General features: G+C 44.2%; 19 protein-coding genes. 9 read left to right on the top strand and 10 right to left on the bottom strand.

From position 1 onward, the window contains the following. Window positions 1-112 precede the first annotated feature (112 nt). Window positions 113-613, top strand: coding sequence for a hypothetical protein (locus ICN31_RS00345; RefSeq protein ID WP_216257510.1), 501 nt, complete (start codon window positions 113-115; stop codon window positions 611-613). Here ICN31_RS00345 and ICN31_RS00340 read toward each other — a convergent pair. Together ICN31_RS00340 and ICN31_RS00335 are read right to left on the bottom strand one after the other, a co-directional pair. Then, window positions 602-1,513, bottom strand: a complete 912-nt coding sequence (locus ICN31_RS00340; RefSeq protein ID WP_216257500.1) for an EamA family transporter — start codon at window positions 1,511-1,513, stop codon at window positions 602-604. The two genes, ICN31_RS00345 and ICN31_RS00340, sit on opposite strands and share 12 nt — an antisense overlap. Further along, window positions 1,506-3,131: a GMC family oxidoreductase gene (locus tag ICN31_RS00335; RefSeq protein ID WP_216257498.1), complete on the bottom strand. Its 1,626-nt coding sequence runs from the start codon at window positions 3,129-3,131 to the stop codon at window positions 1,506-1,508. The genes ICN31_RS00340 and ICN31_RS00335 overlap by 8 nt, the downstream gene beginning before the upstream one ends. A 116-nt stretch (window positions 3,132-3,247) precedes the next feature. On the opposite strand from ICN31_RS00335, the gene yjgA reads away from it, so the two are divergent. After that, the gene (yjgA, locus tag ICN31_RS00330) at window positions 3,248-3,775 is read left to right on the top strand and encodes a ribosome biogenesis factor YjgA (RefSeq protein WP_216257497.1); all 528 of its coding nucleotides are present in this window, start codon (window positions 3,248-3,250) and stop codon (window positions 3,773-3,775) included. Window positions 3,776-3,789: 14 nt separating this feature from the next. Here yjgA and ICN31_RS00325 read toward each other — a convergent pair whose 3' ends face one another. The 6 genes from ICN31_RS00325 to pcaD form a co-directional block, all read right to left on the bottom strand. Next, entirely contained in the window at window positions 3,790-4,833 is a 1,044-nt protein-coding gene (locus ICN31_RS00325; protein ID WP_255530851.1) for an acyltransferase, read from the bottom strand. Between the two features lie 106 nt (window positions 4,834-4,939). After that, complete coding sequence (locus ICN31_RS00320; protein WP_255530850.1) at window positions 4,940-5,440, bottom strand: cytochrome c; 501 nt, start codon at window positions 5,438-5,440, stop codon at window positions 4,940-4,942. Window positions 5,441-5,545: 105 nt separating this feature from the next. Then, window positions 5,546-6,805 carry a sorbosone dehydrogenase family protein gene (locus tag ICN31_RS00315; protein WP_255530849.1) on the bottom strand — a complete coding sequence of 420 codons (1,260 nt, stop codon included), beginning with the start codon at window positions 6,803-6,805 and terminating at the stop codon, window positions 5,546-5,548. 114 nt (window positions 6,806-6,919) lie between these two features. Further along, on the bottom strand, window positions 6,920-9,085 hold the full coding sequence (locus tag ICN31_RS00310) for a TonB-dependent receptor (protein ID WP_216257491.1): 2,166 nt from the start codon (window positions 9,083-9,085) through the stop codon (window positions 6,920-6,922). Window positions 9,086-9,103: 18 nt separating this feature from the next. Then, entirely contained in the window at window positions 9,104-9,283 is a 180-nt protein-coding gene (locus tag ICN31_RS00305) for a hypothetical protein (RefSeq protein WP_216257489.1), read from the bottom strand. 38 nt (window positions 9,284-9,321) lie between these two features. Further along, on the bottom strand, window positions 9,322-10,140 hold the full coding sequence (gene pcaD / locus ICN31_RS00300; RefSeq protein ID WP_216257487.1) for a 3-oxoadipate enol-lactonase: 819 nt from the start codon (window positions 10,138-10,140) through the stop codon (window positions 9,322-9,324). A gap of 107 nt (window positions 10,141-10,247) precedes the next feature. Here pcaD and ICN31_RS00295 point away from each other — a divergent pair, with 107 nt between their 5' ends. The 6 genes from ICN31_RS00295 (at window position 10,248) to ICN31_RS00270 (ending at window position 13,533) form a co-directional block, all read left to right on the top strand. Then, the gene (locus ICN31_RS00295; protein ID WP_216257485.1) at window positions 10,248-11,255 is read left to right on the top strand and encodes a tripartite tricarboxylate transporter substrate binding protein; all 1,008 of its coding nucleotides are present in this window, start codon (window positions 10,248-10,250) and stop codon (window positions 11,253-11,255) included. 16 nt (window positions 11,256-11,271) lie between these two features. Then, entirely contained in the window at window positions 11,272-12,183 is a 912-nt protein-coding gene (locus tag ICN31_RS00290) for an amidohydrolase (protein WP_216257484.1), read from the top strand. A 52-nt stretch (window positions 12,184-12,235) separates the two neighbouring features. Further along, entirely contained in the window at window positions 12,236-12,460 is a 225-nt protein-coding gene (locus ICN31_RS00285) for a hypothetical protein (RefSeq protein ID WP_216257482.1), read from the top strand. Between the two features lie 18 nt (window positions 12,461-12,478). Continuing rightward, the gene (locus tag ICN31_RS00280) at window positions 12,479-12,850 is read left to right on the top strand and encodes a hypothetical protein (RefSeq protein ID WP_216257480.1); all 372 of its coding nucleotides are present in this window, start codon (window positions 12,479-12,481) and stop codon (window positions 12,848-12,850) included. Between the two features lie 81 nt (window positions 12,851-12,931). After that, window positions 12,932-13,162, top strand: a complete 231-nt coding sequence (locus tag ICN31_RS00275; protein ID WP_216257477.1) for a hypothetical protein — start codon at window positions 12,932-12,934, stop codon at window positions 13,160-13,162. A gap of 26 nt (window positions 13,163-13,188) precedes the next feature. Continuing rightward, window positions 13,189-13,533, top strand: a complete 345-nt coding sequence (locus tag ICN31_RS00270; protein ID WP_216257475.1) for a type II toxin-antitoxin system death-on-curing family toxin — start codon at window positions 13,189-13,191, stop codon at window positions 13,531-13,533. A 467-nt stretch (window positions 13,534-14,000) separates the two neighbouring features. Here the strand turns inward: ICN31_RS00270 and ICN31_RS00265 are convergent, their stop codons facing one another. Continuing rightward, on the bottom strand, window positions 14,001-15,290 hold the full coding sequence (locus ICN31_RS00265) for a serine hydrolase (protein WP_216257474.1): 1,290 nt from the start codon (window positions 15,288-15,290) through the stop codon (window positions 14,001-14,003). 65 nt (window positions 15,291-15,355) lie between these two features. Next, window positions 15,356-17,356 (bottom strand): acyltransferase family protein, encoded by a 2,001-nt coding sequence (locus tag ICN31_RS00260; protein ID WP_216257472.1) that lies wholly within the window; start codon window positions 17,354-17,356, stop codon window positions 15,356-15,358. Between the two features lie 207 nt (window positions 17,357-17,563). On the opposite strand from ICN31_RS00260, the gene ICN31_RS00255 reads away from it, so the two are divergent. Beyond that, entirely contained in the window at window positions 17,564-18,583 is a 1,020-nt protein-coding gene (locus tag ICN31_RS00255; RefSeq protein ID WP_216257470.1) for a calcium:proton antiporter, read from the top strand. Window positions 18,584-18,687 lie beyond the last annotated feature (104 nt).

The raw sequence follows: 18,687 nt of genomic DNA, 5'->3' as shown, positions 1-18,687 counted from the left end.
TGCAGCATTTAGCTTGATGGTCACGGGCGTCAAACGCTATTATTGGCCCATGAAACGACCACTCACTTCCCTATTATTTATACTGAGCTTCAGCCTTTTAGGAGTTTTGCTGATGAGCATCACTAAACCAAGCACATTTTTATCAACCTCCCTGCATGCAGTCTCAGGCACAGTCAGCAATCTCAATAATGAGTTACTGGAATACGTCAACCCAGAAAAGCCAACACATGATGATTCACCGATCTATTTCAAGCGCTTCTTTATTTCTAAGTTCAACTTAGGCAATAAAGCGATCGAGGCAGCTTTCTCTACCCGCATGAAAATTGCCGATGGCGATTTATTGACTGTATCTGGCTACCCTAAGGGTGGGAGTTTTCAAGTATTGGCTTATCAGAACTCTAGCCAGCAAGTCAGTGGTCATGAAAACTGGATGATGTTAGGTTTGGGCGCTTTGTTCTTTGCAGCAGTTGCTCTCGGATTGCTCAATAGCGAACTAGTAGTAGAAGGTGCTCTCGTTCCGAAGCTTTTTTTATTCGGATTTACTTTAGTAGCGATCTATATGGGTTATCGTGCCCTCCTCATACGGGAAGCGATTAAGCTTTTATCCAGCTAGCTTTCTGAAGTGCTTCTCTAAGCTCGGCCAAAACAGATTCACAACCAGGCCAGCAATCACTAAGCTCGCTGCCAAAATCTTCCACAAGGGTAATGGCTCACTCAAGAAGTAAGCTGATGCCCCCATCCCAAATATCGGAACCAATAATGGTGCTGGTCCAACTACCGCAGCAGGATGTTTTGAGAGCAGCCAAGCCCAAGCAGCATAACCAAAGACGGTATTACCCCAGGATTGCCAAAAGACGCCAAGCCAAGCTCCCATTGGCGCAGTAATGATTGAAGTGCTTATCTGCGCCCAGCCGCCCTCAAAAATCCAAGAGATCAAAAAGAGTGGTGGCAGTGAAAAAGCACTTGCCCACACCACATAAGAGAGCATATTGATTGAGCCAGCACGACGACTCACTGTGTTCCCTATTCCCCATGACAGTCCTGCAAACACTACCAATGCCAATCCCAAAAAAGTCGTACTTGCATCAGTATGGAGCGCAATAGTTCCTAAGCCCGTCATCGCTATCGATACTGCGACTGCTTGATAGAGTCTTAAACGCTCCTTAGCAAAAAACATGGCAAAGCCGATGGTGAAAAATACCTGCGTCTGGATAACTAATGAAGCCAAGCCCGGAGAAATTCTTCCATCAATCGCAAAGAATAAGATACCGAATTGGCCAACTCCAATAGCCACACCATAGGCACACATATTGCCCCAAGAGACCTTAGGTCTTGGTATAAAAAATGCCAAAGGTAAAAAAGCGAAGGTATAGCGTAGCGCTGCAAATAAGAATGGTGGAAAGGCTTCTAAAGAAAGCTTAATCACCACAAAGTTCGTGCCCCACACAGCCACAATGGCTAAAGCGAGTAGAAGATGACTTAGGGGGAGTTGATTACTTTTGTGACTATTCACCTGTAAGTAACTCCGCTACACGCTCAGCAATCATCATGGTTGGAGCGGCGGTATTACCTGAGGTGATTGTGGGCATAGCAGAAGCATCAACCACCCGTAGATGATGAATACCTCTCACTCGTAATTGAGAATCTAGCACTGCCATCGGATCATCTGCGCGCCCCATCTTGCAAGTGCCTACTGGATGAAAGATGGTTGTTCCAATGTCGCCAGCAGCTTTAACCAACTCTGCTTCAGTTTGATACTGCGCACCAGGTTTATATTCTTCTGGGGAGTAGAGTTTGAGTGCTGGGCTTTGCACAATCTTGCGAGTGAGGCGAAGTGACTCAGCCGCAATCTTACGATCCTCTTCTGTTGCCAAGTAGTTGGGTGCAATGACGGGCGGCGCTTCAGGATCAAGGGAATTGATATGTACGCTGCCACGGGATGTAGGACGTAGATTGCAAACACTGGCTGTGAAAGCATTAAATGAATGCAAGTCTTCGCCAAATTTATCAAGTGATAAAGGTTGTACGTGGTATTCCAAATTGGCACTCTTTTGCGTTGGCGAGCTATAGGCAAAAGTACCTAATTGGGAGGGTGCCATCGACATCGGTCCAGAGCGCTTGAAGAGATACTCCAAACCAATCATCATCTTGCCAAACCAAGAATTGGCTTTGGTATTGAGAGTTTTAATGCCATCGACTTTGTAAACCATACGCAGTTGCAAATGGTCTTGCAGATTCTCACCAACGCCAGGCAAATCAGCAATGACTGGTATGCCTAATGCACAGAGATGGCTAGCTGCGCCAATCCCAGAGCGCTCGAGTATTTGCACACTGCCAATAGAGCCAGCGCTGAGCAACACTTCCCCGCCCTGCTCAATTGCGCACAAAGCTTCATTGAGAGCGCCATCCTTACGATACTCGACTCCATAGCAATTATGAGTAGCGGGATCAATCTTGAGTTTAGTGACCATTGCCTCAGTAATCACGGTCAGATTATTGCGTTTGGCTGCATCTTTTAAAAATGCTTTAGCAGTATTTAATCGCCAACCAGCGCGCTGACTCACATCAAAGTAGCCAACACCAAAGTTATCGCCTCGATTAAAGTCATCCGATGCTGGGATACCAGCCTCTACAGCGGCTTCTCTGAACTTATCCATGATGGGCCAGCGCAAGCGTTGTAAAGATACTGTCCATTCACCACCTTTGCCATGCCACTCATTGGCAGCGCCATGGTAGTCCTCAAACTTCTTATAACGGGTAAGGGCATTTTGCCAAGACCAAGCATCGTCACCAGTAGCTTTGACCCAAGAGTCGTAATCGCCTACTTGGCCACGCATATAAATCATGCCGTTAATCGAAGAGCAACCACCCAAAACTCTGCCACGAGGATAAATTAATGAACGCCCATTAAGACCCTTTTCAGCGGCGGTCTTAAAGCGCCAATCTGCCCTAGGGTTATCAATACAGTACAGATAACCCACCGGAATATGAATCCAAATATAGTTATCACTCTTACCGGCCTCAATGAGTAATACCCGCTTATTGGGGTTCTCAGTCAACCGCTTAGCTAACATACAGCCAGCGCTGCCAGCCCCAATAATGATGTAGTCGTAGGTGTTTGTTTGAGTCATGTGTTTTACGTCAGATATAGCAGTATTTTCACTGTTTACTTTAATGCCTATTATTTACCAAACCGGAAATCTTGACATCTCCTTAGGATAGTCCAATACCTGTCTAAAATGACGGTATGCACATTAATGAGAAGAATCGCACACCCAAACTCGTTGAAGCCGATCAAGGACCTAGCAAGTCTGAGCTCAAGCGCCAAATGACTGAACGCCAGAAATTGGCGGAAGTATTGGCAGCTTTAAGTAGTGATGCCCTCAAAACTATCCCTTTAGATGAAGCTATCAAAGTAGCGATTGCAGAAACTAATCAGATTAAGAGTTTTGAAGCGATTCGTCGCCATAAGCAATACCTTGGTAAGCTCATGCGCTTTTTAGATGAAGAAGAGCTTGATGCCATTCAGAAACGCTTAGATGCGATTCAAGGTGTGAGTAAGGCAGAGACTGCCAAGCTACATTTTTTAGAAAGCTATCGCGATAGACTCATTGCCAATGATGAAGCCTTCACCAAAATGATTGAGCAGTATCCAGATATGGATATTCAGAATATGCGCACACTGATTCGCAATGCCCGCAGAGAAAAAGAGCAAAACAAGCCGCCCAAGGCTTATCGTGAGATCTTCCGCGTATTAAAGGATATGGGGCTCTAATCCCAATATCTCAATTAGACCTTCAGGCGCAGTGCTGGCACTTCAATCCAGCGATATAAATAATTTGCAGCAATCGTACTGCACCCAACCACTCCTAGCATTAGAGTAATTGCTAGCGCCCCACTTTCATGGGTATGCAATCCTGATGCAATGTAAAGACTATTGGCCAGTAAGATCAATGCAAAGTGAATCAGGAAAGCGCAATAGGATCGCTGACTTCCCCACGCAACGACTTTAAGCATTTGACTGCTCCCACTGCTCTCTATCAGGGGATATGTTTTATCTCCCCACAGTAGCAATGTAATCGCCACAAACCAAGCCAGGAAGTTTCTGAGCCAAATTTGTTGAAACGATGAAATAACAATGATAAGTCCGATTACAGCTAGCGCAATCTTGGCTAAGCGATTGATACTCTGGTTGTCAAAACACTTGCCTAGGTAGGCTAAGACCCCTAAGCTGTAAGCACCAATGAAGTAAATGAAGTAAGCCTCATAAAGTCCTGAGCGATTAAAGAACAAGAGTGAAGCTACTGCTAAAACGCTGATTACCCAGATCACTGCTTGATATCCTGGAAAGGATATCAGCAGAATTGCTAAGACGGAATACAGTTGCCAATCAATGGCGATATACCAAGCGCCTGCCGAAATAGAATCCAACCCCAAGATACCCTGAATAAAAAAGAGGTGAGCTAAAAATTGTGCGAGAGTTTCTGATTCCCCAATAAATTCATCATTAACCCAAAACCGAGCAATGTAAGCACAAGCGATCGTTAAGATTAATGCGGCAGTATAGGGAGCAAAGAGACGTAAATAACGATTGAGGATGACTTTGAGTAATCCATTGGTGCTAAATTTCATATTGGCATAGCGCGTCAAAGATTGAGCAGCCAAATAACCCGCCATCACTAAGAATATTTGCACAGCATAACGACCATATTCAAAGAGCCAAGTCATGAGTCCTGGTAATACAGTGCGTGCGTCCTGGGCAATTTGCCCGTAGCTAGATAAATGGTGAAGAATAATTAAAAGGGCTGCAAAGACCTTTAAAGAATCAATCATTAAAAACTGGTTTTTTGCTTGCAATGAGGTGCTCTATTAAAAGGCTGCCCATTTGGTATGTACTTAAGCAACCCTAAGCACAATTCCTTATAAGCTTATTAAAACCTTATTTTAATTGGGATAAGTACTGCGCGATAGCCCTCAGATCATCATCATTCATGCCATACAAAGAGGCTGCCATAATCGTATCGCGCCCAGTAGCTTGATTATTTCTAAATTGACGCATGCTATGTAATAAGTAATCCTCACGCTGCCCAGCTAGCCTAGGCATTTGCTCGCGACCTACATAATCAGGTAAGTGACAGGTTCCACAGAGTGCCTGTTTTGAAAGAAGCTGGCCTCTTTCATAAAGAGTCTCATCCCGCTTGCCAGGCTCAGGTTTTAGAGCTTGAGCGGAATAAAACTTCGCAAGCGCAATGATTTGGGGATCACTCAAACCATCTAACTGACCCTTCATCGCTGGAATATTACGGATACCCTCGCGAATCATAATCAGATTGTTTTCAAGAAATATTTTAGGCTGACCTGCTAAAGAGGGTGAACCCGGCATACTTGAATTGCCATCGGGGCCATGGCAAGCGCCACAAACCGCTAATTTAGCGCTCATATCTTGAGCATAAGAAAGCGGCGCAACTATCGAGAAATAAACCCCCGAGAGTAACGCCGCTATTTTTACCAATCTCATTAAAGCCAATGCTTGATATACCAATAATTATTTCTTGTAAGTAATTCTGTAAATTGCACCTAACTGTTCATCTGTTAAAAGCATGGATCCATCAGGCAGTTGCATAAAGTAGGTAGGACGTCCCCAGAATGATTGATCAGAAGAGTTCATAAAGCCGGTTATGAAAGGAGTGATCTTGGCATTTTTACCATTCGCATCTGCTTTCACAGTAACAACGTCATAGCCTGACTTGATATTGCGATTCCATGAGCCTTTACGTGCAATAAAAGCCACGTTTTTATATTCAGCTGGGAACATCTTGCCGGTATAGAACGTGATGCCCATTGCTGCAGCATGAGGGCCTAATAAAGCAATCGGTTTGGTCACGCCCTCACAAGCATTTGGCTTAGTGATCTTGTCATCAGGCAGATTACCTTCATGACAATAAGGGAAACCAAAATTTTCACCTTTTTTAGTGAGGATGTTCAGAGTGTCATTGGGCTTGTCATCACCCATCCAGTCGCGCCCATGATTTGTAAACCAAATTTGCTTAGTCACTGGATGCCAGTCAAAGCCTAGAGTATTTCGAATACCGGTTGCTAAGACTTCCATTCCTGAGCCATCTGGGTTGTAACGACGAAGCTGAGCATATTCAGGAGTTGGAAGTTCACAAATATTGCAAGGCGCTCCAAAAGGTACATACAACTTACCATCAGGGCCAAAGGCAAGATACTTCCAGTTATGGTGTTGCTCTGGTGGCAAATTGAACTTGGAGGTCATATCCACAGGTGCCACATTGGGATTTTTGCTAATGCCGTCGTAGCGCAAGACTTTATCAATCGCCATGACATAAAGCGAACCATTTTTGTAAGCAACGCCAGCAGGTTGAACTAATTTATCCACCACTACGCGGCTAGTGCGCTCTTTACCGTTATCACTCACTTCGTAAACACGACCAATAGCACGGGTACCGATGTAAATCTTACCGTTATCACCCATAGCCATTTCACGCGCGCCCGGCATGCCGGTTGCATAGACTTCAATCTTGAAGCCAGGGGGTAATTTCAGAGTATTGAGCGGAATTTCATTAGCTGGAGTGACAGTCATCTTGCCTGGTATCGGGGCTAACTTTGAGCTTGACATGTCTGCGCCCATACCTTGTTTCCAAGCAGGTGCTGGTGCTGGTTTAGGCGCCTCTGCAACAGCAGTAGTTGTAGAGCAACCTTGCAAACCTATTAGTGAGCATGCTAATAATGCAGTGGCCAATGGGATGAGCTTATTCATCACCGGCTGATTAATGGCTTTCATTTCAATTTCTCCCGTATTTCTTAGTATTTATTTTGACTGCAATGGCTATTTAATCACTCTTTTGCCCAAGGAACCACACCATTTACCTAGGGTAATGCCCTATATTGCGCGCTACTAGAAAGTCAGGCGTGCGCCCACAGTGAATGCCTGGGGCATACCAGCCTGATAAGCCGTTGCCTGTGAAGCGATATTGAAGGTGACGTATTGTCGATTCAATAAGTTCACCACAGAGGCAAATAACGCAGCCTGAGGCGTCACTTGATAGTTAGCTTTTAAGCCAATCACTGCATAAGCAGGCACAGGTAAGGTGCCCGTTGCCATCCAAGAGTTGCCCACATAGCGCACGGTGGTTGTCAGGCTCGCCTGCGGTACTGGGTAATAAGTAATGGCAGCATTTACCATATTCATCGGTACACCGCCGATTTGGGTATTGATTGGATCAGTGGTTGCAGTCCAAGTCAGCACAGTACGTGTATAGGAATAGCCGCCATCTAAGACCCATTGTGCATTCACATCATGGTGATACTGCAACTCAATTCCGCGACTCTGTAGATTTTGTTGGTTAGTGTAGTAACTAACGTTGGTGTACCCAGAAGTTGAACTCGTTGCAGAGCAACCCGACAAACCAGCGCGACTGCAAAGGCTACTGGCAGTGGCCCAATTTGCAGTGGTGATTTTGTAGCTAGCGATCGCATTCTGAATATAGTTGTTAAAAGCAGTGAGCTGCGCAAAACCACTCTTCCATCGGTAGTCTGTTCCCACCTCATAACCCGTCATAGTTTCTGGCGTTAAATTGGGATTCGCCAAGGAATATCCACTCACAGAATTACCATAACTACGTAATGTGTTATTCATACTAGGCGCATGAAAGGCCTGATAAGCGGCGCTGCGTAAATCCCAATTTTTATTTGCTTTATATAACAAGCCTAAAGTTGGGCTTAACTGAGTCTTACTCTGACTTGGAATACCTTGATAGACAGGGTTTGATCCATTGCTACCAGCGTTATAAGAAGTGGGAGTTTGGCTATTCCAGACATCTACCCGAGCACCTAGAGTAGCTTCTATTGGAATAGTGCTTGCGCTGGATTTAATTTGCCCTAGAAGACCATAAAAATCCTGTTGACCTTGCGCATAACTGACGGAGCTCACAGCACCCGCAGTACTCAGATTATTAGTTTTATTAGATGCGGAGATATTTCTAGCATCGACGCCAATAATATATTGATCAATACCGGCGACTTTTAAATCATGCGTGTATTGAGCCGATGCACCAGTAGTGGAATAGGGGTCCGTGTAGTTGGCATTGATATAAGGCTTATAGGGTGCTGCAGTCAAGTTATTGGCAGTCTGCTTATAAAAGTTGGTGTTTTGGTAATAGACATTCACTTGAACTTTTTTATTCACGTCTAAATTGGTAGTAGACCCCCCTGCCACATCAGCTGTCTGAATTAAATTGGGAGCAATGGCATAGTTATTACTGAGGTCTGCCATCGTGCTGTAACCCAAGCGAAAGAATGCATTGGTATCTTGGGTTGGCTTGAAATAATTTTGGAGTCGGACATTAGAATTCTTGACTGCATCGGTACCCATCCCATTTTTGATATTGCTAGGCGATGCCGGAGAAATGGTCGCGTAATTCTGAAAGCCTTCACTTGCGAAGTAATCTGCAGAAAAACGCATTTGCATTGCGTCAGAAACGATGAGATCTTTTGAAGCAGATACATTACCAGTGGCAAAAGATCCAATGCTGGCAGATGCTTCTTGCGAGCTATTTTTGGGTGTCTTAGTGTTGATATTAATAACACCACCCATCCCATAATTACCATATAAGCTCGAAACGCCACCCCGCACAAACTCTACTGACTCAATTGAGGACATGGGAACCAAATTCCATTGCACAGTTCCATAGAAAGCATCATTGGCAGGCAAGCCATCAATCAACACCAGAGTGCGGCCGTAGCCTAAGCCACGGACGTTAATGCTTTGACCTGTAGGATCTTTTTGGTAATACGGCACATCATTTAAAAAGACGCCAGGTACATTTTTGAGAACCTGATCAATCGTTTGGTCAGGCGAGGTCTCTAATGCTTCTTTAGTCAGAATGGTCGTATTAAGCGACATTTGATCTAGGGTCGTACCTGAGCGGGTGGCATTAACCACCATATCGCCGAGCTTTTGATCATAGTTTGGCGGTGGCGCAATTTGCGCCCAAGTCATTGCTGCTTGAGATACAAGACAGAGCGCAATAGCATGCCGACTAAAAATCAATATTTGATTCATACATTCAATCTAAGCGCACTACTTCGATTTCTTTTTACCCATTAAAGAAGCTAGCATTGGATTTGCCTCTGCTAGCTCTTTTTTAGTTTTCGCCCTTGCTTCAGCAGCCCCAAGCTTAGGAGTCTTAGCAGCGTTCTTCATACGCTGAGCTGTCGTTAGGGCTAAATTCTTATAAAGGTCTGTTTTTTTCATTGACATACGAAATACTTTCTGCGCTGATTATCTTTATGGCTTGATTACTTCAACTGACTATCAACAGAGTCGATAAATTCGCGTACTGTGCGATTAAATGTGGCGGGCTGCTCAATATTGGATAAGTGCGCTGCATCCTTCAACACTACCATCTTAGAGCCCTCAATGAGGCGATGTAAAACAGTCCCTTGATCAACTGTGCAGGCAGGATCGTGTTCTCCTGAAAGTACCAACGTGGGTATTTTGATCTTGAGCAGCATCGTACTTTGCGCCATATCGCGCACTGCGCTACCGCAGCCCATATAACCATCGGCATTGGTAGCTAAAATCATTTGACGTACTTTTTCAATATCGCCAGGGGCGCGCTCAATAAAGGGTGCTGTAAACCAACGCTTGATCGTGCCATCGACTAATCCAGCAATGCCTTGTGTGCGAGCAATTTCAAAACGCTCTTCCCACAAACTGCGTGGTGGCATTTCAGAGGCGGTATTACAAAGTGATAGCGAGTAAATCCGCTCAGGATAGCGGGCACCTAACTGCTGACCAATCATGCCGCCAATCGATAAACCCATAAAGTGGACTTTAGCAATTTGCAGGGTATCCAATAACCCAACTGCATCATCAGCCAATTGGGCAATGGTGTATGGTCCAGGACTGATACCAGACTGTCCGTGCCCTCTTTTGTCATAGCGCAATACACGATAGCGATCAGCTAGTGCAGGCACATTCCAATCCCACATGCTGCCATTGGCCATCAAGCTGTTGGCCACCAATAAAACACGCCCATCTTTAGGGCCATCAAATCGGTAGGCGATATCTACCCCATTGACCTTTGCGGTCTGGGCATCGTGCATTTGCGTCATTTGTCTCCACCTTCTCTTGATTTCTAAACACTGCTATTTATCTATTGACTAGAGCGTGTTAGATTATCCAATGAAACTATAAAAAACGATAAAAACACTCAGGAGACATGATGTTGAGATTACGCAATCAGGGCCAGCGCGCTCTAATGCTTACAAAACCAATGCTTGCGTTGGGCCTACTTGCTTTAGTTGGCCTTAGCCACCAAAGCTATGCCCAGAACTACCCTAACCGCACCGTCAAAATGGTGGTGCCATTAACTACTGGGTCTGGCGCTGATATTGCCGGACGCGTAGTTGCCAAGAGCCTTTCAGAAACCTGGAAGCAATCAGTCATTATTGAAAATCGGCCTGGTGCTGGTGGATTGATTGGTACCGGCGTGGTAGTGAACTCTGAACCCGATGGCTATACCTTGCTCGTGCAATCGGCATCGTATGCAGCCAATCCAGCAATCTATAAGAAGTTGCCTTATGACCCCCTCAAGAGTTTAGTTGATGTCGCTATTCTTGGGCAAACTCCGTATGTGATGATTACTGCAGCCGATGGCCCTTATCAAAGTATTCGAGATTTGGTAATTGCCGCTAAATCGAAGCCTGGTGAAATTACCTTTGCCTCGGCTGGTGTTGGCAGTTCTACCCATTTAGCTGCTGAGTACTTTAACCAAGTGATGGGTATCAAACTCATTCACGTTCCTTACAAAGGATCTCCAGAAGCCATCTCTGACACGATGTCTGGTCGTACTGCTTTTTATATGGCGCCACTCGATACAGCGATTGGTCAACTCAAAGGTGGCAAAGTACGCGCCTTAGGCCTTACTAGCAAGACTCGCAATGCAGCCGTGCCTGACATTCCTAGCATTGCTGAGCAAGGCTATCCCGCTTTTGAAATTGGTCTTTGGTTTGGTGTGTGGGCGCCAGCAGGCACTCCAGCTACAGTAGTCAAAAAGATCAACACCGATATTAATCAATCGATGCAAGAACCTGAAGTCAAAACTGCTTATGAAACCAAAGGGATTAAAGCAACTCCGATGAGTCCTGCAGAATTTGCTAAGTTTGTTCGTGAAGAAATGGCTAAGTACCAAAAGATTGCTAAAGAAGCAAATATCGAACCGCAATAAAGTAGCAGAAATTATTTTGAATCAAACTGTTTTTGCACCACTGTGCCAAGCCCCAGATCCAGAAATCAGATCTCCCAAAATCGTATTTCCAACTGGGGCGGTAGATTGTCATGCGCACGTTTGTGGGCCAGCCAGCCTGTTTCCGTATGCGCAAGAGCGTATCTACACCCCTCCGGATGCTACCCTAGAAAGCTATCAAGCTTTAATGCAGATGCTCAGAGTAGATCGCGCTGTACTGGTGCAGCCTAGTGTGTATGGCACGGATAATCGTGCGATGCTGGCAGCCCTTAATGCTCACCCAGAGCAATTACGAGGGGTAGCAGTCATTCCAAATGACGTCAATGCAATTGACGATAACCAATTAGAGCAACTACATCAATCTGGTGTACGAGGCATCCGCTGCAATATTGTTGATGTTGCCGACCCATCTGCTGGTCTGCCAATTCAAAAACTAAAAGATTTAGCAAACCGAATTCAACCGTTTGGCTGGCATTTAGAGTTACTCATGCACGTTAATGAATACCCAAACCTGGCCAAGGTGTTTGAAAACTTTCCGGTAGATTTAGTCTTTGGACATTTTGGTTATTCCCATGCAAAACATGGGGTCAAGAATGAAGGTTTTTTGGGGCTGTTAGATCTTCTCAAAAACAGCCGCGCATGGGTCAAAATGACTGGCCCTTATCGCATTTGTGATGGTGACCTACCGTATGCCGATATGCGCCCGCTGAATGACGCTGTAATCAAGGCAAACCCCCATAGGCTAGTCTGGGGCAGTGATTGGCCCCATGTCATGCTCAAGAAACAAATGCCTCACGATGCTGATCTGTGCGACCTATTGGGGCCCTGGGTCCAAGATGAAAATCTCAGAAAATCCATCCTAGTCGATAACCCCTGTATCCTATATGACTTTGCGGCACTGCCTTCATAAGCCAGTTCTAATCAAACAGTATTTGTATTTAGTAAGAAAGAAATCAATCTTTATGGATAGCACCCTCACCGTTATTCTTGGTATTGTTGCCATGCTCCTACCGCTAGTTGTAGGACGTCTTATTTGGAAGCGTTTTGATAGCTGGTTTGGTCGCAACGACGAAGACTATATGAATAGCTTGGAATATTTTCTCAAGAAAATTGGCTTTACTATTCTGATTGCCTTCATCCTACTTTGGATTGGCATGACGCTCGTATTTACTGGCAACGGCTCTTAAAAAAAGTAGTTTTTTATCATGAACGATCAACTTCTTGAAATTCTAACTAAAGCAAAACTGAACTTTGCGATTTTGGCGAGTATCCTGGCTTTTGCCGTTGTCGGAAAATTTACTAGTCCGCAATTTACCAATGCTATTTTCGAAACAGCAGATCAGCTGGTCTCAGATTTATACATTGTCTTTATTGCGATCACCTTGGGAGCCTTTATTCCCAACTTCAAGCTGGTAGCTTTTGGCTCAATAGCTGCCTTTATTGGAATTGCAATCCTCATTCAGCTTGGCATCTTTACTTATTTAACGATTGATTACACCTTTGCCATCTTGATCGTCATCCTAGGCTTTGCATCGATTGCCAATTTATATCGGCACTATCGGGAGTTTCGGTTTTAAAGACCTAAATTTAAGGGTTATTCTTATTTCTTGATTTTTCATGAAATTTCAAGAATAATCCTGAAAAGTAAGGAAATTTCAATGGGCAACCTAAATCTAAGCAAATTCTCATCTCAGGCCAACCCTGAGGTGCTTAACAGCCTTCATCAGATAGCGGATGCAGAAGGTCGCAAATTTCATGCTGTATTAGATGAAGCTTTCCGCGACTACTTAAACAAAAAGGGTTTTTCAATCAATAGCCGCATAGCAATGTCCCACTTTGCTCAAAGCCTACAAGAGTTCGAAGACCTCTATAAAGAGCTTGCCAAGTAGTGGTTTACCTTTCAACCAAAGAAGTCATGTTGATGCATGGCGTCTTAATACATCAATTCGGCGGCTCACCAGGTATTAGGGATATTGGAGCGCTTGAAGCCGCTTTAAGCCGCCCACAAAATGGCTACTACAGCGATATCATCAATCAAGCTGCTGCCCTATTTGAAAGTCTCATCGTTAACCACTCTTTTGTTGACGGCAATAAAAGAATTGCATTTGCAGTCATGGATACATTTCTAAGGACAAATGGCTTTCGTATCAAATCCACACCAAAAGAATTGCATATCAAAATTATCGCCATGTTTGAAAAGGGTGAAATAAAATTCGACATCATTGATGCATGGTTGCGGAGTATATGTATACCAATTTGATGAGCATCACCACCATGACCAATTTGCATCATGCCTATGGCGCGCCTCAAAAATAGGATCGCCCAGCCCCCGAAGCCAAAGCCTCATTGCCCTGTTATTTCTTGTACGGCGACGATGCTCAAAAGCCTTACGGTACCACCGAGGTGCCGAGCTACCCATGGTTACTTGTGCATCTGAATGAAAGACGGCAATTGCCTTTCTCCCAGCGACAGAATTAGGGATATGACGAATGGTTGTCCCACCATTAAAAAAACATCCCAGTTTTTTAATACCCAGACATATTCATGCCGTTGATTTTTACGTCTAAAAGTTCTCGACATCACAAACTCCTCATACTTTGATTGATTAGTTACATCATGTCGATTCTCCGAAAAAAATTTGAACAATAAAAAACGCAGTCATGTTTATTGACTGCGTTTATTTTAAAGAGCTATAAAACCACACTCTAACAATGAGTACTCACATAGTTATTTTTCTAGCGCTCCATAAATCACAGCATTGAGTTGTTCGCGGTGTACCTTACGAATTTCACCCGGAGCAACACCCATCATGACTACGACCATTTGCTCTTTAGGGTCCGCCCAAAATACAGTGCCATAAGCACCATTCCATGTGAAATCGCCAACGTTACCGTTGATAGAAGACAAACCTCTATCGGTACGTACGGCTACGCCCAAACCAAATCCATAACCTACGCGACCTGGCTCAGTACCACCCACATTATTTTTAATATCTTTATTTAAGTGATTTGAAGTCATAAAGGCTACAGTTTGCGGACCTAACACTCGCTTGCCCTCAAGGCTGCCGCCATTGAGTAACATTTGACCAAAACGAATGTAATCACCTGCTGTGGAATAGGCGCAAGACCCACCACAATCAAATTTCACTTTCTGCGTCAGAATATCGACCTTCTGTGGCTTGCCTGTTAGCGGATCCAATGGCAATGGTTGCGCCAAACGTGCACGATCTTTCTCGGCAATCTCAAAGCTAGTGTTCGGCATGCCGACCTTATTCCAAATGCGCTCTTTCAATACTGCATTAAGCGGCTTTCCAGCAATCTTCTCTTCGATGATGCCAAGCACATCCAAGCCAAAGCCATAATCCCATACAGTGCCTGGCTCATAGAGCAACGGCGCACTTGCTATCTTGTCTATGAACTCAGAAGAGGTGTACTGCATTGCTGCAGGTGCTGAGCCAGCAGGATAGAGCTTATGTATCGGTGTAGCGCCACGGCCACCATAAGTTAAGCCATTGGTATGACGCATTAAATCTTGTATAGTGATCTGATTTTTAGCTGGCACTAATTTAAGATTGCCATCAGCATCTATCTGTCCTACTTTCATATCCTTAAATTGGGGAAGCCAATTTGAGATTGGTGCATTGAGAGGTAATTTACCTTCTTCATAAAAAGTAAGGCCACCAACAGCTGCCATCACTTTGGTCATCGATGCCAAATTAAAAATAGCATCGGTAGTCATAGGCTTGTTGTTAGCTTTATCTAAATAACCGTATGGCTTATAAATTGTCAACTTGCCATTTTTGGTGACAGCCAACACTGCGCCAGACATATTGTTCCCCGCAATTTGATCGGCAAAGAATGCATCAATTCTTTTGAGGCCATCTGGGGTAAAGCCTTGGCCTGGAGTGCTACTCAGGGGCAAGGGAGGTTTAGTAGCATCTGCTGCATATAGAGGCGCACTAGCGAGTAGCACCCCTCCAAATACTAAAGACAGGCCAATGGCGGTTAATTTTTTCATGTTCTCTCCTAATAATATTTTTATTGGATAAATCTATTTACTGCGTAAATTTATTCTTACTTCTCTTATTTTTTACCAGAAATCTTTATAAGATATTGATTTAGTGGCTCCCCCACTCTACCAGCAGCATATTCAGATACATGGGCACCAAAGGAATACATTCTTCTGCCATTCTTTTGATATGAGCACACACCCTGATCAGCGGAGCAAAGATAGGAAGTTGCATCGAATACATACACGGCATTCGGGTGCGCTAAAGCAAGCTTATTGAGTACAGCTCGATACTTTGCGGTAAATGATAAATATTGCGCGATTGGCATTTCACAAGCGGGTTCAATCTCATTAAAGTTATCCATAATAGAAAGGCCCACCTTTCGATGAAAACAATCCTGAGGCTGAGCGATATGTGGGTTATCTACCAAGATCACCACTTTTTTATTATTCTGAATGAGCTTACTTGCAATGCTATCAAGCCCTTTATAGGCCTCGGCTTGATCGCTCTCGCTAGCATCAGCCATGGAAGGCAAAAGGCTATTACTAGAGAATATGAGTAGCACTACTTCAATCTTGCGATTCTCAATCAATTGCTCAACTGCCTTATCGGTATATAGGGAGTCTTTAGCAGAGACGTTTTGTCTTGTATTTGACAGATAGGGTCGCATGTTCTGCGGGCCGCCAGGCCCATTAATCGTCAGCCATCGGTTTTGTGGCTCAGAAGTGCGAATCAATCCAGGCCATAGGGATGTAGCATGGCTATCGCCAATGAGTGCAAATTTGGCAGGCTCACGTTTATCTTGAAGACAGCTTGCAAAGAAATTTGCAAGACTGAGATCCGATAGCCCACAACCCTGCTCCTGAAACCCACCCTCACCACCATCAAGGCCGGATAACTCAAATTGGCTTAGATGATTAATGGGCCTTTGCTCAAATCCATTCCGATTCAATGTGATGGCAACTAACAAAATTGCTGCCATACCTACAATCAATAGCAACGCTTTCTTTTGAACTCGTACATTATTACGTAGAGGTTTTTCTACTAATAAGTAAGTTAGCCACGAGAGTACAACTGAAAGGGCAACGAGTACTAATCTTTGCCCTGTAAAGATGGGTCCCCAGATTTGTGCAAACGACAGCAAAATCCAGTGCCATAGATATAAGGGGTAACTAATCAATCCAATAGCCACCATTGGCTGGCTGGCTAAAAAGAATCGGTTGATCCAGGCTTGTGGGCCTGCGCCAATCAGCATGACTGCCCCCATAACTGGCAATAGCGCGAGCCAGCCCGGGAAGCGGCTATGGGCATAAGTAATTGTTACACCAACGACTAAGGCAACTAAACCAAGTAAAGAGATAACTTGAATGAGTATGAAATTACTTTGTGCACCTAATCTAGGAAAGCTATCGCGATTTAAAACAAAGTTTGCGAGAAGCGCGCCGGATAATAATTCCCAAAAACGCGCTTGGGGCGAGTAAAAATCCCAGACGGGATTGTGTTTGACTAAATAGATATTGACTGCAAAGGACAGTATCCACAGCACTAGCATCACTAGACCTAAGCGAGCTTTACATTTATAAGCAAACCACAATATAAAAGGCCAAATGACATAGAACTGCTCTTCAATCGCTAGAGACCAAAGATGCAAGAGTGGTTTTTCAACAGCGCGATGATCAAAATAACCAGCCTCACCTAGATAGGTGAAATTAGAATAAAAGCCAACAGCAGCAAGCAAATGCTTACCTAGCAATTGCAACTCTGATGGGTATAACAAAATCCATCCTAGAGCGATAGATGAGACCAAGATCAGCAATAAGGCCGGAAATATCCGAATAATGCGTTTGCAATAAAACCAGATAAAACTGAAGGTGTTCTCTTTGAGTCCCTTCAAGATGATTGAAGTAATCAGGAATCCTGAAATCACAAAGAAAATATCAACGCCGATAAAGCCGCCATGGGCCCATTTTGGGAAAGCGTGATAAATCACCACCAGAAGAACGGCTAGCGCTCTTAAGCCATCAATATCTGGTCTATAAGCCAGGATGTGAGAATGGGTGAAGGTATCTTTCAAGGACTGCTTTAAGAGCTAAATGGAAGGCTAAAGTTCTAAAGAACCTTCAGAATACACAATAAGCGATCTAAGGGCTGACGGCACAAAATATCGAGGGGTCCGTGACCAAACAGGATAATAGCTTTCATATATGTCGTATTTACAAGATAATTTTATAAACAGCCGTAAGCTTAACCTTAATTACGATTCCTACCAAGCGGTGTCCATATGACCTATCTCCTTAGCCAAACCTGGTTCATCATTCTGCTGGGCATTATCTTAATTGGGGCAGTTCTCACTGCCGTTCATCATGCTGAGGTAGTTGCTCATAAAACTGGTGAGCCCTTTGGTACTCTGATTTTGGCGCTCTGCATCACCGTGATTGAAACCTCTCTGATAGTCTCCTTAATGCTCACTGGCCACGAGGGCTCAGAAGTCATTGCCAGAGATGCTGTATTTGCCACCATCATGATCATCATGAATGGTGTGATTGGCATGTGCATCTTTATTGGAGGTCTGAGTCATTATGAAATGACTTTCCGCAATGAAGGTACCAACTCCATATTGGCAGTCCTAACTGCACTAGCTACTTTCATCTTGGTATTACCAGTTGTCACTGTCAGCACACCTGGACCCACCTTTACCACCAGTCAATTGGCTTTTGCGGGCATTGCTACTTTTGCTCTTTACACTGCATTTTTGTTTTTTCAAACGGTTTCTCATCGCGATTACTATTTACCTCAATCTAAAGACCGCCAAACAGATCACCATGCACACGCCGCAAAACCGAGTAACTCAAAGGCTGTAGCTAGTAGTGTTTTATTGTTCATTGCATTAATCGCTGTGGTGGCTTTAGCAAAATTGCTAAGTCCCACTATTGAGGACGCAGTCAGCGCAGCTGGTGCGCCTAAGGCAGTGGTAGGTATTGCGATTGCGATGCTAGTGCTACTGCCAGAGAGTTTTGCAGCATTGCGAGCAGCCAGAGCCAATCGTCTGCAAAGTAGTCTCAATTTAGCCCTAGGATCAGCCCTAGCTAGCATTGGATTAACTATTCCGGCAGTAGCTGCCATTGCCATCTTATTTGAATTACCGCTTAGCCTCGGTATTAGCAATCTCAATATGATTTTGCTGTATCTGTCTTTCTTTATTGGGGCATTGACGCTCGCAATTGGCAGAACTACTTTATTGCAAGGGGTGGTTCATTTAATCATCTTCTTTGAGTATCTCTTCTTAAGCCTAGTACCTTAATCAACAACTGAGATACTCACTCACTAAACCTGATGCGTTCCAAAATAGTCACTATTACTTTGCATTGGATGCGTTAGATCATTAGAGAGATTGATCGCAAAGCT

This window comes from Polynucleobacter sp. UB-Piko-W3 (assembly GCF_018881635.1).
Classification (GTDB): domain Bacteria; phylum Pseudomonadota; class Gammaproteobacteria; order Burkholderiales; family Burkholderiaceae; genus Polynucleobacter.
The sequence above is the reverse complement of the archived record's forward strand: the minus strand, read 5'-3'. Positions and strand labels throughout refer to the sequence as shown.